This window comes from Nocardioides aequoreus (genome assembly GCF_000720335.1).
GTDB lineage: Bacteria > Actinomycetota > Actinomycetes > Propionibacteriales > Nocardioidaceae > Marmoricola > Marmoricola aequoreus.
Genome location: NZ_JOJN01000001.1, coordinates 472,323 through 485,092, shown reverse-complemented (window position 1 = coordinate 485,092; position 12,770 = coordinate 472,323). Strand labels below are relative to the sequence as shown.

The following is a 12,770-nucleotide window of genomic DNA, read 5'->3' as shown; positions in this document are numbered from 1 at the left end:
CCTGGCAGGCTGAGGGCATGGAGACCTCACCACGTCACCACCAGGAGTCGGTCGTCGTCGAGGCGTCGCCGGAGACGCTCTACGACCTCGTCAGCGACGTCACCCGCACGGGCGAGTGGAGCCCGATCTGCCAGGAGTGCTGGTGGGACGACGACGCGGTGCCGGGCGCCGTGGGCTCGTGGTTCACCGGCCGCAACGTCACGCCCACGCGCACCTGGGAGACCCGCTCGCAGGTCGTCGTCGCCTCGCGTGGCCGCGAGTTCGCGTGGCACGTCGGTGACGGCTTCGTGCGCTGGGGCTTCGAGCTGCAGCCGGTGCAGGGCGGCACCCGGCTCACCGAGACCTGGGACTTCCTGCCGGCCGGCCTGGCGATGTTCGAGCAGCGGTACGGCGACGACGCCCCCGCGCAGGTGGAGGACCGCACCCAGGCGGCGCTCAGCGGCATCCCCCGGACGCTGGGGGCGATCAAACGGATCGCCGAGACCGGGTCCTGACTGTCACCATCGCCCGGTGAGGTCCGAGCAGGAGCAGGTCGTGGCGCGCAACCGCAAGGCGCGCCACGACTACGAGATCGAGGAGACCTGGGAGGCGGGGCTGGTCCTCACCGGCACCGAGGTCAAGGCGCTGCGCGCCGGCCGCTGCTCGCTGACCGACGGCTTCGCCGACGTCGAGGCCGGTCCCGGCGGCGGCGAGGTCTGGCTGCACCAGGTGCACATCCCGGAGTACGCCCAGGGCACCTGGACCAACCACGCCGTACGCCGCAAGCGCAAGCTGCTGCTCAACCGCCGCGAGATCTCGCGCATCGAGCGTCGGCTCGAGGCCAAGGGCACCACGCTGGTCCCGCTGTCGGTCTACTTCTCCGGCGGCCGCGCCAAGGTCGAGATCGCCCTCGCCCGCGGCAAGCGCGACTACGACAAGCGGCGCGCCCTCGCCGAGCGTGAGGCCTCCCGCGAGATCGAGCGCGAGTTCAGCCACCGGATGAAGCGGCGTACGGGCTGATGCGGGGCTGCTGGTTTCACCAGTTAGCTGGGGAAACCAGCGCTCACCGACCGAAGCTTCGGTGGGGAAGTGCCAGTTTCACCAGTCAACTTGCGAAACCGCGTGCCACTCAGCCCAGCTCGTGGTCGAGGTTGAGGGCCGCGGAGATCAGCGAGAGGTGGGTGAAGGCCTGGGGGAAGTTGCCCAGCTGCTCGCCGGCGACGCCGACCTGCTCGGCGTAGAGGCCGAGGTGGTTGGCGTAGGTGAACATCTTCTCCAGCGCCAGCTGGGCGTCGTCGAGCCGGCCGGCGCGGGTGAGCGCCTCGACGTACCAGAAGGAGCACAGCGAGAAGGTGCCCTCGTCGCCGCTGAGGCCGTCGGGGGAGGCCTCGACGTCGTAGCGGAAGACCAGGCTGTCGGAGACGAGTCGCTCCTCGATCGCCGCCAGGGTGGAGAGGAAGCGGGGGTCGTTGGGCGCCACGAACTTCAGCAGCGGCATCAGCAGCACGCCGGCGTCGAGGTCGGTGCCCTCGTCGTGCAGCGTGAAGGCGCCGATGTCGGCGTTCCAGTGCCGCTCCATCAGCCGCGCGTAGATCTGGTCGCGCACCTCGGCCCACGACGAGAGGTCGCCGGGGAGGCCACGCTGTCGCGCGGTGCGCATCATCCGCTCGATCGCGACCCAGCACATCAGCAGCGAGGTGGTGTGGTGCCGGGGCTCGTCGCGGATCTCCCACATGCCGGCGTCGGGGCGGTCCCAGTTCGCAAGCAGCCACTCCAGGGCCCTGGTCAGGTCGGCCCAGGCGTCGGCGCTGATGCCGGGGCCGTACTTGTTGAAGAGGTAGACCGAGTCGATCAGCTCGCCGTAGATGTCGAGCTGCAGCTGGTCGACGGCGCCGTTGCCCACGCGCACCGGCCGGGAGTCGCGGTAGCCGCGCAGGTGGTCGAGCTCGCTCTCGTGGGGCAGCTCGCCGTCGATGGTGTAGAGCACGCGAAGCGGTCCGAGGTCGTCGCCGTCGTGGTCCTCGGCCATCCGCTCGGAGAGCCAGCGCACGAAGTCGGCCGCCTCCTCGGTGAAGCCCAGCCGCAGCAGCGCGTAGAGGCTGAAGGCCGCGTCGCGGATCCAGACGTAGCGGTAGTCCCAGTTGCGCTCGCCGCCGATCGCCTCCGGCAGCGAGGTCGTCGGGGAGGCGATCACGGCGCCGCTGGGCTCGTGGGTGAGCAGCTTGAGGGTCAGCGCGGAGCGGTGCACGGTCTCGCGCCACCGGCCGCGGTAGCTCGACCGGCCGATCCAGGTGCGCCAGAAGTCCGTGGTGCGCTGCAGCAGCCGGTCGCTGTCGACCTGGGCCGGCGACGCGACCTCGGCCTCGTCGTCGAGCACCTCCAGCACGAAGAGGACCTCCTCGCCCTGGGCGAGGTCGAAGGTCGCGGTCGCGGTGCCGTCGCTGACCTCGAGGTCGCAGCTGGCGGTCAGCCCGAGCCGGACGCCGTCGCCGGTGATCAGCAGGCCGTGGTCGACCGGCTCGACGGTGCTGGCGATCCGGCCGTAGTCGGGCCGCGCCGTCATCTCCATGCGGAGCTCGGCCTTGCCGCGCACGGCGCTCACGCGGCGTACGACGCGCTGGCGGTGGTCGGGGTCCTTGGCGCGCAGCACCGGCATGAAGTCGTGGACCTCGGCGACGCCCCGCTCGGTCATGAAGCGGGTGACCAGGATGTTGCTGTCGGGCAGGTAGAACTGCGAGGTCCGTACGTCGTCGGCCCGCGACCCCAGCCTCCAGGCGCCACCCCGCTCGGGGTCGAGGATCGAGGCGAAGACACTGGGGGAGTCGAAGCGCCCGGCGCAGAACCAGTCGATGGTGCCGTCGGCCCCGACCAGGGCGCAGGTGCGCAGGTCGCCGATCAGCCCGTGGTGGGCGATCGGCAGGAAGTCGTCGTGACCCTGCGGCAGCTCCTCAGCCATGCGACGGGGAGTGCTCGAGCTGCCACCCGCCGTCGGGGAGCTCACTAGCGGCCCGCGGACCCCAGGAGCCCTGCTCGTACGGCTGCACCTCGGGCCGGTGCTCCAGCACCGGCGCCACGACCTGCCACAGCCGGTCGACCTCGTCGGCCCTGGTGAAGAGGGTCTGGTCGCCACGCATCACGTCGAGCAGCAGCCGCTCGTAGGCCTCGAGCGGGGAGGAGCCGTTGGCCGCCTCCGCCACGTGCAGGTGCATCACCGCGGGCACCAGCTCCATGTCGGGGCCGGGGCGCTTGGCACGCAGCTCGACGTGGATCTCGGCGTCGTCGGTCAGCCGCAGCACCAGGTCGTTGGGCGGCAGCGAGCCGGGCGCCGGGCAGGTGCCGTCCTCGTCGACGTCGAAGAGGGTGCAGTCGGGGCCCTTGAAGCGCAGCGTGATGACCCGGTCGGAGACCGCCAGCCGCTTGCCCGTGCGCAGGTAGAAGGGCACGCCCCGCCAGCGGTCGTTGTCGACGTGGGCCTCGATGGCCACGAAGGTCTCGACGTCGGAGTCGTCGGCCACGTCGTCCTCGTCGCGGTAGCCGTCGTACTGGCCCAGGATGACGCGCGCGGGGTCGAGCGGCTGCAGGTCGGCGAAGACCTGGGACTTCGCGTCGCGCACCGCCTTCTCCTCGAAGCGGCCCGGGTCCTCCAGCGCGACGAAGCCGAGCAGCTGGCACAGGTGGGTCGAGATCATGTCGCGCAGGCAGCCGGTGGACTCGTAGAAGGAGCCGCGCCCCTCCATGCCGAGGTCCTCGGGCACGTCGATCTGCACCGAGGCCAGGCTGTGCCTGTTCCACGCCGGCTCGAAGAGGCCGTTGGCGAAGCGCAGCGCCAGGATGTTCTGCACCGCCTCCTTGCCGAGGAAGTGGTCGATGCGGAAGACCTGGTCCTCCTCCGCCACCTCCTTGACGCTGCGGTCGAGCTCGCGGGCGCTCTCGAGGTCGAGGCCGAAGGGCTTCTCCATCACCAGGCGGGCCCGCTCGGTGAGGTCCTCCCGCCCGAGCATCGCGATCATCCCGGGCATCGCCGCGGGGGGCACGGAGAGGTAGACGAGGCGGCGTACGTCGTCGCCCAGCTGCTCCTCGGCCTCCCGCACGGCCTTGGCGAGGTCGCTGCCGTCGTCGGCGTCGGAGGTCTGGAAGGAGATCCGGTCGAGGAAGCTCGCCAGCAGCTCGTCGTCGAGGTCGTCGACGGTCTTGCGCAGGCCGTCGCCGACCTGGGTGCGGAAGTCGTCGTCGCTGCCGGGGGAGTGGCGACCGCTGCCGATCACGCGGTAGTCCTCGGGCAGCCGGCCGGCCGCCGCGAGCCGGTAGAGCCCGGGGAAGAGCTTGCGGGCCGCCAGGTCGCCGGTGGCGCCGAAGAGGACGAGGACGTGCGGGGGCAGGGTCTCGAAGGAGGCCATGGTCCAGGTGTACCCCTGGGGTGGGTGCGCACACGACGACGGGTGAGTCTCGAGGCTCCGGTCCCGACGGCGTGAGATGCGTCGCGTACGGGTTGACGCCCGGAGCTTCTTAGGCAAGCCTTGCCTGCGTTCAGCTTCCGTCGCCCCCCGGACCCGGAGTCACCTGTGATCTTCTGCCACTGCGCCGTCGTCGGCGAGCGCCAGGTCGAGGAGGCCGTCAGGGCCGGCGCCCGCACGACCGCGCAGGTGTGCAAGGCCACGGGGGCCGGCCAGGAGTGCGGATCCTGCATCTTCGCCGTCCGTCGCGTGCTGTGCGAGCATGTGGCGACCGCGGCACTGGAGAGCGTCGCGCCGACGACGGGAGTCGAAGTTGCAGCCAGTTAGCCCCCGGGTGGTCGAGCTCCTCAACGACGCCCTCACCTTCGAGCTCACCGTCACCAACACCTACTTCTTGCATGCGCGGATGCTCGACAACTGGGGTCTGCCCAAGCTCGGCAAGGTCTTCTACGACCTCTCCATCGACGAGATGAAGGACGCCGACGACCTGATCAACCGGATCCTGATGTTCGAGGGTCACCCCAACGTGCAGCGGCTGGGCAACATCACCATCGGCGAGACCGCCGAGGAGATGCTGGCGCTCGCCTACGAGAGCGAGAAGGCCGCCGTCGCCCAGTTCAACGCCTCCGCCGAGGAGTGCCACACCCTCGGCGACCACGGCACCGCCGACGTCTTCGAGGACATGGTCCGGGACGAGGAGCAGCACGCCGAGTGGTTCGAGGCGCAGCTCGAGGCGATCAAGCGGGTCGGTGCCGCGCAGTACCTCTCGCAGTCGATCGAGATCACCACGCCCCAAGGCTGACGTCGAGGCTCGGCGACGGCACGAGCCTCAGGGCGCGAACGGTCCGTCGGCCAGGTGGGTCCAGGGACCGCCGTCGTAGCGCCAGAGCTGCAGGGCGACCGCCTCGGTGGTCCAGGGCGTGAGGTCGCGACCCAGCTCCTCGAGGGTGCGGCGGGCGACCTCGGGCTCGACCTTGTTCTGCACCGTGACGTGCAGCCGCAGGCCCGCGTCGTCCTGCCGCGTCAGGTGCGGGCGCCAGCGCCGTCGCCACTGCTGGTGGCGCTGCTCCACCCAGGGGCAGGCCAGGTCGTAGGCGACCCCGCGGCCCAGCGAGCGGACGCCGCGCACCGTCACCTCGGGGCGGCGTACGTCGTGCACGGCCGCCAGCTCGTCCTCCACCTCGGGGCGCAGGGCGGCCGGCAGGGCGTGGAAGAGCGTGACGTGCGCGCCGACCTGGGTGCGGCCCTCCGGGAAGAGCGCGGCACGCTCGCGCTCGAAGCGGCGCTGGTCGGGCTCGGCCAATTCCAGCGTCAGCACGAGTGGGGGGTCGGCCACGATGCCACCCTGACAGACGACGAAATCATCCATTTGATCACCGATGGGGCTTTCGTCATGGCACTCTCGGAGCATGGCCACCCGTCCCGGCTCCGCGAAGCCCGACCACGTCTACGTGGCGCGCAGCCCGGGCCGCAAGGGGATCGCGATGCTCGGCATCGTCGCCGCCGTCGCCACGGCGTCCGCCGGGTGGCGCGGCTGGCAGCTGCAGTCGACCGGTGACCTGGCGCTCGCGGGCGGCGCGGCCATCGTCTGCGTCATCTGCTGGGTCTTCCTCACGGTCACGGTGCCGCAGAAGGTGATCGTCACCGGCTCGGTGGTCGAGATCGTGCGCAGCTCGACGACGCAGCGTTACGACATGGAGGACCCCGGCGTCGACATGCTCGTGCGCGACGGGTCGGTCGCCTTCGGGCACTACCGCGACAACTGGTCGATCGTGCAGGCGCGCGACGTCGACTGGAAGGTCTTCATGGACGTCGTGATGCGCTACCAGTTCCAGGCCGACATCAACGCCGAGGAGCGCGACAAGCGCTTCAGCCGCTGACGGCGCACGGCTCCACCACGCCCCGGAGGTGCGTGGAAAATTCGTGCGGAACCTTTCGGCACCTGCGTCGATTACCGGGGTGGAACAGGTTCACGAGGGTGACTCGAAACCCGAGGGGGGAGTCGATGCCGGACATGCCGCGTGCCCGGTGCGTCGACACCACCCCCCGCGGTGAGGAGTCCCGTGAGCGTGCCACCTCCACGGTCGACCACCAGGTCGGCCGCGGCGCCGGTGCGGAGCAGGGCGGCCTCGGCCGCACCCTCCGGCACCCCCGATGACGTAGCCTGTCGGCCACCCCTACCCCCCGTTGGTGGCCGACAGGCTGCTCGGGCCATCGACCAGGCCAGGAGTCGTCGCACGTGGAGCTGTCCGAGGAGGTCGTCGGCCGCGCTGCCGTCGGTGACCCGGCGGCGTTCGGCGAGGTGTACGACGCCCTCGCGCCGCAGGTGCTCGGCTACCTGCGTGCCCGCGGGGTCGAGGACCCCGAAGGGCTCACCAGCGAGGTCTTCCTGGGGGTCCACCCACGTCTCGCCGCGCTCCGCGGTGGCGTCGACGGACTGCGCACCCTGGTCTTCTCCGTGGCGCACGCCCGCGTGGTCGACGACGTACGCCGCCGCGCCCGGAGGCCGGCCAGCCTCCCCTACGAGCCCGAGCACGACGACCGGGTCTCGGAGTCGGCCGAGCACGCGGCCGTGCGCACTGTCGAGGCCGAGCGGGCGGTGGCACTGATGGCGCACCTGGGCGACGACCAGCGCGCGGTCGTGACGCTGCGGGTCATCGCCGACCTGACGCTGGAGCAGACGGCGGCGGTGACCGGCAAGACGGTGCCCGCCGTCAAGCAGCTGCAGCGGCGGGGGCTGGCGCGGCTCCGTGAGCTGATGGCCTCGAGGGAGGGCGTGCGATGACCCGCGTCCTCGACGAGCTCCGCGACGAGCTGCTGGCCATGGGCGCCCCGCCCGAGGAGGCGGCCGCGCTGCTGCGCGACCTGACCGTGCTGGCCGAGCCCCCGGCCGCCCCGCCGCCGTCGGCCGCGCTGGCGGCCCTGCTCGGCCGGGCCGAGCCGGAGGCGGTCGCGACGCCGCTGCGGCCCCGCCGGGAGCGGCGGCGCGTGCGCGGAGGAGCCCAGCGCTCGAGCGCCGCGTCGGCGGCGCTGGTGCTGGCGCTCTCCGGCGTCACCGCCACGGGGCTCTCGGCGGCGGCCAACACGTTGCCGGCTCCCTGGCAGGACCGGGTGGCCGACCTCTCGCGCGGCTACCTGCCCTTCGACTTCCCCGAGCCCTCCGAGCGCGCGGCCGAGCCGCCGCTCGGGGCGCCGCCGCTCTCGTCGCTGCCGCCCGAGCCGAGGCCGCAGCCGTCGAGCGCACCCTCCGACGGCGAGGCGGCGCGCGACCCGCGGGCGGTCGCTCCGACCGCGCGCTCGGGCACGCGCCAGCCCCTCCCGCTCCCTCGCCCGTCGGGGGCGCCGTCGTCCCGCCCGTCGCTGGAGGCCGAGCCCTCCACCACGACTCCCCGCCGGCCCTCGTCGACGAGCGCGACCGCGGCACCGCCGCCCCGGCCCGTCTACGGCCCCGCCGCGGCACCGGCCCCGTCCCCGTCGTCTCCCTCGTCCCCGTCATCCCCCTCGTCCCCGTCGTCCTCGCCCCGTCCGGGCGTTGACCCCGGCCCGACGCCGACCTTCGGGCCGCGACAGCCCGCGACGGTGGCCAAGCCGCGTCCCTCGGTCAGGCCCCTGCCCGGCGCCTCTCCCAGCGTGGCGCCGCAGCCCGTGCCGGTCCGCTCGCCCGCGCCGACACCCGATCCCTCGCCCTCGTCCGGCACGTCGCCGTCGTCGCGTCCCACGTCGGGCCCGTCCGACACCGCCACGCCGAGCCCGGAGACCGAGCCGGGCGGCGCCGGCGTCGGCAAGGACGACGGTGCCAAGGGCGGCGCCACCGACGGCGCGTCCGAGCAGGCGCCCGTCGAGCCGGACCCCGGGTCGTGAGCGCGGACTGGTGAGCGTGGGGTCGCTGGCGGTGGCCGACGCGGGCTTCGTCACCGACCACCTGCTCGTGGGCGGCGACCTCGACACCCGCGACGCGTCCCTCGCCGAGGCGCAGCTGGGCGAGCTGGTGGAGGCGGGCCTGACCCACGTCGTCGACTGCCGCATCGAGTGGGACGACGCCGCCTTCGTCGCCGAGCACGCACCCGGCGTCGGCTACCTGCACCACGGCATGGACGACGCCGGTCAGCGGGTGCCCGACGCGTGGTTCGACGCCGGTGTCGCCTGGGTCGTGGAGGCGCTCGACGCCGGTGGCACCGTGCTCACGCACTGCCACATGGGGATCAACCGCGGACCCTCGCTGGGCTTCGCCGTGCTGCTGGCTCAGGGCGTCGACCCGGAGGAGGCCCTCGGGCTGATCCGCGCGGCGCGACCGGTCGCCTTCGTGGCGTACGCCGACGACGCGCTGCGCTGGCACCACGGCCGGCACGGCACCCCCGACGCGCTCGCCCGCGACCTGGAGCGGGTGGCGGCCTGGCGGGCGGCCCACCGGCTCGACCTCGCGGACGTGATCCGCCGCAAGCGCGCCCAGGGCTGGTGACCGGGGGCCGAGGGCCTGACCTCAGACGACCTCGTGCTCCTCGACGGCGACGTCGAGCAGCATCGTCGCCTGCTCGGTCCCGATGCCCGCCCCGCGGAAAGCCCGCAGCTGCTGGGCGTCGCTCCAGCGCTCCAGCACGTTGACCCGGCCGGGGTCGAGCAGGTCGGGGGAGAGGGCGAAGTCGAGGCAGCCGTCGCTCGCCCTGGCGCGCCGCACCACCTCCACGCACGTCGCGAGGTAGGCCTCGCGCTCATCCGGGGCAACGCTGAGGTGTCCGCTCACGATGATCATGCGACTCAGACCCCTCCCGAGGCGCGGGCTCATCGGGCGCGTTGCCGCGCGCGAGGCGCACGGCGAGCAGCGCCAGGGCCAGCCCGAGCACGGTGACGGGGCCGAGCGGCTCGCCGAACCACGCCGCGCCCCAGACCGTGGTCACCGGCGGCACCAGGAAGAGCAGCGAGTTGACCTGGGTCACCCCGCGCTGCTCGAGCAGCACCCAGTAGAGGCCGTAGCCGCCGAGCGTCGCGAGCACGACCATCCACGCGAGGGCGAGCCAGAAGGCCGACGTCGCCGGGGGTACGACGTGACCGTGGGCGCCCGCCAGGAGCAGGGCGAGGGCAGCCGTGGCCGCGCTGTGCACGGCGAGCGCCTGCAGCGGCGGCGTACGCCGGGTGGCGCGGCGCTGCAGGAAGGTCGCCGCGACCAGCGCGGCCATGCCGAGCGGCGGCAGCAGGTAGCCCCACCACGGCGCGGTCGTCGCCGGGGAGGCGAGGTCGGCGCCGGTCACCACGACCACGCCCAGCAGCCCGATGGCCAGGCCGACCACCTGCCGGGCGACCAGGGTGGCGCCGAGCAGCGGGCCGGCGAGCGCGGCCACGACCAGCGGCTGGACGCCGTCGATGAGGGCCGTGGTGCCGGTGCTGACGCCGAGGCCGATCGCCCAGTAGACGGTGACCAGGTAGACGCCCTGCGAGAGCAGCCCGACCACCACCTGGCGCCCGAGGTCGCGCGCCGAGTGCCCGCGCTGCGCCGCCACCAGCCAGGGCGACAGCAGCGCGGTGAGCAGCAGCGAGCGCCACAGCAGCACGGTGTCGAAGGGCGCCTGCGCGGTGCCGAGCTTGCTCCCGATGAAGCCCGCCGACCACAGCACCACGAAGAGCGCCGAGAGGAGGGGTGCCGGGAGGCGCGGTATACCGATCGGTCTATTCATGCGGACGAAAGTACACCGTTCGGTATAGTCACGTCCATGAGCACCTCCCTCCCCGAGATCGAGTGGACCCCCAAGGCGCGGGCCGTGCTGGCGTCGGCCTCGGAGCTCTTCTACGAGCGCGGCATCCACGCCGTCGGCGTCGACGCGGTCGCGGAGCGCGCGGGGGTGACCAAGAAGACGCTCTACGACCGCTTCGGCTCCAAGGAGCGGCTGGTCGTGGAGTACCTCCGCGCCCGCGACCTGGAGTGGCGCGCGCTGGTCGCCGAGCGGCTCGACGCGGTGGGCCAGGACCCCCTCGACCGGCTGGCGGCGTACTTCGACGCCTCCGCCGCGTGGGCCCGCGCCCGTGCCTGGAAGGGCTGCGGCATGATCAACGCCCACGCCGAGATCAGCGACCCCGGCCACCCGGCGTACGCCGTCATCGTGGCCCACAAGCGCTGGACCCTGGGCCTGCTGCGCGGGCTGGTCGAGGCGGCCGGCGTCGGCGGGGCCGACGCCGACGCCGTCGCCGACCACCTGATGCTGCTGCACGAGGGCGTGATGGCCGCCTCCGGGATCGGCGTGCCCGACGACGCCTTCGCGCGCGGCCGCGACGCCGGCGTGGGGGTGCTCAGTCGAGCAGCGCGAGCAGCCAGGTCGGGCTCATGACGCGCGCGCCGAGCAGCTCCACGCGCCGGGCCAGCAGCCGGTCGGCGGTGACCACGACCACCTGGTGACCCGCGGCGAGCGCCTTCTCGGCCTGCGCGGCGATGGTGGCGTCGCCGTCGCGGGGGGCGTGCACCGTGCGGAGGTGGGCGTCGCGCCCCGCGGGCATGCCGCCCCTGGCCTTGCCCTCCAGCACCAGCACCACCTCGTCGTACGACGTGTCGGCCACCGCGAGCCGCCCGTGCAGGCGCGCGGCGGCGCCGGCGCGGTCCTTCCACCAGCCGTCGGGGGTCGCGCCCACGACGTTGGCGCCGTCGACCACGAGCACCTGCTTCAAGGCAGCAGGTCCTGCCGGCCGAACGTCTCGGCGGCGGCCCGGCCCGTGGGCGTGCCCGCGTCGAGGTCGGCCCCCGCCTCGAGCAGCGCGCGGACGACGTCGTCCTCGCCCTTGAAGAGCGCGCCGGCGACGGGGCTCTGGTCGCGCTCGTTGCGGCGGTCGACGTCGGCTCCGCGCTCGAGCAGCATCCGCACCGTGGTCGCGTGGCCGTGGTAGGCGGCCAGCATCAGCAGGGTGTTGCCCGCGGTGTCCGTGACCTCGACGGGCAGGCCGTGGTCGACGAAGCCCGCGAGCTCGGCGGTCATGCCCTCGCGCGCGAAGTGCTGCGCCAGCTCGACGACCCGTGCGGTCTCCTCGGCGGTGAGGGGGCGGTCGCGGTCCTCGCCCGGGGTGCTCTCAGCCATCGCGCGCCTCCACCAGCCAGAGGGTGTGCTCGCCCGGAAGCCCCTTGAGCTCGACGGTCTCGGTGCGGCGCAGCGTCCACGGCAGCTCGTCGCCGCCGCGCTCGCGCAGCCGGGCCGCGAGCTCGGTGCTGACGAGCACCTCGCCGCCGTCGGCCATCGCGGCGACGCGGGCGGCCTTGGCGACGTTGCGGCCGAACCAGTCGCCGCCGCGCTCGATGGCGCGGCCGGTGTGCAGCCCGAGCCGCACCCGGAGCGGGTGGTCGCGCAGCCGACGGTTGCGCTGCCGCTTGCTGGTCAGCGCCCGCTGCAGGTGCTCGGCCGCGGCGAGGCCCAGCTCGGGGCTCGGGAAGACGACCATGAAGCCGTCGCCCCAGCTCTTCACCACGTGGCCCCGGTGCTGCGCCACGACGCCCGTGACCAGCTCCTCGTGGGCGGCGAGGACCTTGACCCACAGCTCGTCGCCGAGCTCGGAGTTGAGCGCGGTGGAGCCCTCGATGTCGGAGAAGAGGATGGTCACGTTGCCCTCCTCGTCGGCCACCCGTACGATCTCGCTGCGCTCCTCCAGCGCCCAGGCGGTCAGGTCGTCGATCGAGCTGAGCAGCATGCCGCGCATGCCCTGGGCGCGCAGCCGCGAGACCGTCTCGCGCGCGGTGCGCACGGCGACGCCGGCGGCCTGCACGGCGCGGGGGCTGCGCTGCTCGGTCACGGTCACCTGGTCGGCCAGCTCCTCGAGGTCGACGACGCGCTCGCGCAGCGCGAGCAGCTCGGTGCGGGCCCGGACCAGGGCGGCCAGTGCGGCGACCAGCAGCAGTGCCAGCGCGAGCGCGATCCAGGCGGCCGGGGACACGCGACAAGGCTAGGCGCCCGCCCCGCCGCCCTCACACCGGCTCGACGTAGAACCAGCGGCCGGCCCGCCGGGCGAAGCGGCTGCGCTCGTGGAGCCGCCCGCCGCCGCGCTGGTCGTCGTACGCCGCCACGAACTCCACCTCCTCGTCCTCGGCCCGCAGCACCTGCAGCCCCAGCCACGTGGTGCCCGGGTCGAGGTCGACGCGCTCGGGCCGGGTGCGGGGGTGCCAGGTGCGCCAGAGGTGCTCGGCGTCGCCGAGGGCGTGCGCGGTGTAGCGCGAGCGCATCAGCTGCTCGGGGGTGTCGGCCAGCCGCTCGGCACGCAGCAGCGGTCCGCAGCAGGCGTCGTACGTCGCCCCGCCGCAGGGGCAGGCGCCGTCCGGCCGCGTCGGCAGCCCCGTCGAGGACCCCGTCGTCTTGCGCACCCGCGATAGTT

General features: G+C 73.5%; 19 protein-coding genes. 10 read left to right on the top strand and 9 right to left on the bottom strand.

Features of this window, described 5'->3' with window-relative positions:
* Window positions 1-17: 17 nt before the first annotated feature.
* The gene (locus IG63_RS0102375) at window positions 18-494 is read left to right on the top strand and encodes an SRPBCC family protein (RefSeq protein ID WP_030482779.1); all 477 of its coding nucleotides are present in this window, start codon (window positions 18-20) and stop codon (window positions 492-494) included.
* A gap of 16 nt (window positions 495-510) precedes the next feature.
* Window positions 511-999, top strand: coding sequence for an SsrA-binding protein SmpB (gene smpB / locus IG63_RS0102370; RefSeq protein WP_030482778.1), 489 nt, complete (start codon window positions 511-513; stop codon window positions 997-999).
* A 109-nt stretch (window positions 1,000-1,108) separates the two neighbouring features.
* On the opposite strand, the gene IG63_RS0102365 is transcribed toward smpB, so the two are convergent.
* Both IG63_RS0102365 and zwf read right to left on the bottom strand, forming a co-directional pair.
* A complete protein-coding gene (locus tag IG63_RS0102365; protein ID WP_030482777.1) occupies window positions 1,109-2,935 on the bottom strand; it encodes a glycoside hydrolase family 15 protein in 1,827 nt (608 codons plus the stop codon).
* Window positions 2,928-4,376 (bottom strand): glucose-6-phosphate dehydrogenase, encoded by a 1,449-nt coding sequence (gene zwf, locus IG63_RS0102360; RefSeq protein WP_030482776.1) that lies wholly within the window; start codon window positions 4,374-4,376, stop codon window positions 2,928-2,930. The genes IG63_RS0102365 and zwf overlap by 8 nt, the downstream gene beginning before the upstream one ends.
* Window positions 4,377-4,541: 165 nt before the next feature.
* Here zwf and IG63_RS0102355 point away from each other — a divergent pair, with 165 nt between their 5' ends.
* Window positions 4,542-4,760, top strand: coding sequence for a (2Fe-2S)-binding protein (locus IG63_RS0102355; RefSeq protein ID WP_051706057.1), 219 nt, complete (start codon window positions 4,542-4,544; stop codon window positions 4,758-4,760).
* Window positions 4,747-5,235, top strand: a complete 489-nt coding sequence (bfr, locus tag IG63_RS0102350; protein ID WP_030482774.1) for a bacterioferritin — start codon at window positions 4,747-4,749, stop codon at window positions 5,233-5,235. The genes IG63_RS0102355 and bfr overlap by 14 nt, the downstream gene beginning before the upstream one ends.
* Window positions 5,236-5,262: 27 nt before the next feature.
* Here the strand turns inward: bfr and IG63_RS0102345 are convergent, their stop codons facing one another.
* Window positions 5,263-5,769: a 2'-5' RNA ligase family protein gene (locus IG63_RS0102345; RefSeq protein WP_030482773.1), complete on the bottom strand. Its 507-nt coding sequence runs from the start codon at window positions 5,767-5,769 to the stop codon at window positions 5,263-5,265.
* Between the two features lie 73 nt (window positions 5,770-5,842).
* Here IG63_RS0102345 and IG63_RS0102340 point away from each other — a divergent pair, with 73 nt between their 5' ends.
* From IG63_RS0102340 to IG63_RS22970, 5 genes are all read left to right on the top strand, one after another.
* Window positions 5,843-6,313, top strand: a complete 471-nt coding sequence (locus IG63_RS0102340) for a hypothetical protein (protein WP_030482772.1) — start codon at window positions 5,843-5,845, stop codon at window positions 6,311-6,313.
* A 125-nt stretch (window positions 6,314-6,438) separates the two neighbouring features.
* Window positions 6,439-6,591 carry a hypothetical protein gene (locus tag IG63_RS22495; RefSeq protein WP_157209981.1) on the top strand — a complete coding sequence of 51 codons (153 nt, stop codon included), beginning with the start codon at window positions 6,439-6,441 and terminating at the stop codon, window positions 6,589-6,591.
* 81 nt (window positions 6,592-6,672) lie between these two features.
* A complete protein-coding gene (locus IG63_RS0102330) occupies window positions 6,673-7,218 on the top strand; it encodes an RNA polymerase sigma factor (RefSeq protein ID WP_030482771.1) in 546 nt (181 codons plus the stop codon).
* The gene (locus tag IG63_RS22975) at window positions 7,215-8,294 is read left to right on the top strand and encodes a hypothetical protein (RefSeq protein ID WP_030482770.1); all 1,080 of its coding nucleotides are present in this window, start codon (window positions 7,215-7,217) and stop codon (window positions 8,292-8,294) included. Before IG63_RS0102330 ends, IG63_RS22975 begins: the two co-directional genes overlap by 4 nt.
* A gap of 10 nt (window positions 8,295-8,304) precedes the next feature.
* The gene (locus IG63_RS22970; RefSeq protein WP_169741745.1) at window positions 8,305-8,892 is read left to right on the top strand and encodes a protein-tyrosine phosphatase family protein; all 588 of its coding nucleotides are present in this window, start codon (window positions 8,305-8,307) and stop codon (window positions 8,890-8,892) included.
* A gap of 21 nt (window positions 8,893-8,913) precedes the next feature.
* On the opposite strand, the gene IG63_RS0102315 is transcribed toward IG63_RS22970, so the two are convergent.
* Both IG63_RS0102315 and IG63_RS0102310 read right to left on the bottom strand, forming a co-directional pair.
* Window positions 8,914-9,174 carry a putative quinol monooxygenase gene (locus IG63_RS0102315; protein ID WP_211249169.1) on the bottom strand — a complete coding sequence of 87 codons (261 nt, stop codon included), beginning with the start codon at window positions 9,172-9,174 and terminating at the stop codon, window positions 8,914-8,916.
* On the bottom strand, window positions 9,143-10,102 hold the full coding sequence (locus tag IG63_RS0102310) for a DMT family transporter (protein WP_051706054.1): 960 nt from the start codon (window positions 10,100-10,102) through the stop codon (window positions 9,143-9,145). The genes IG63_RS0102315 and IG63_RS0102310 overlap by 32 nt, the downstream gene beginning before the upstream one ends.
* 36 nt (window positions 10,103-10,138) lie before the next feature.
* Between IG63_RS0102310 and IG63_RS0102305 the strand changes: the two genes are divergently transcribed.
* A complete protein-coding gene (locus IG63_RS0102305) occupies window positions 10,139-10,750 on the top strand; it encodes a TetR/AcrR family transcriptional regulator (protein ID WP_036194167.1) in 612 nt (203 codons plus the stop codon).
* Here the strand turns inward: IG63_RS0102305 and IG63_RS0102300 are convergent.
* From IG63_RS0102300 to IG63_RS23465, 4 genes are read right to left on the bottom strand one after another with little or no spacing between them, the layout of a single operon-like run.
* The gene (locus tag IG63_RS0102300; protein ID WP_030482765.1) at window positions 10,713-11,075 is read right to left on the bottom strand and encodes an NYN domain-containing protein; all 363 of its coding nucleotides are present in this window, start codon (window positions 11,073-11,075) and stop codon (window positions 10,713-10,715) included. The genes IG63_RS0102305 and IG63_RS0102300 overlap by 38 nt on opposite strands.
* Before the next feature lie 5 nt (window positions 11,076-11,080).
* Complete coding sequence (locus IG63_RS0102295; RefSeq protein ID WP_051706052.1) at window positions 11,081-11,488, bottom strand: ankyrin repeat domain-containing protein; 408 nt, start codon at window positions 11,486-11,488, stop codon at window positions 11,081-11,083.
* Window positions 11,481-12,335, bottom strand: coding sequence for an adenylate/guanylate cyclase domain-containing protein (locus IG63_RS0102290; RefSeq protein WP_036194165.1), 855 nt, complete (start codon window positions 12,333-12,335; stop codon window positions 11,481-11,483). The genes IG63_RS0102295 and IG63_RS0102290 overlap by 8 nt, the downstream gene beginning before the upstream one ends.
* 31 nt (window positions 12,336-12,366) lie before the next feature.
* Entirely contained in the window at window positions 12,367-12,759 is a 393-nt protein-coding gene (locus IG63_RS23465) for a YchJ family protein (protein ID WP_245604265.1), read from the bottom strand.
* Window positions 12,760-12,770 lie beyond the last annotated feature (11 nt).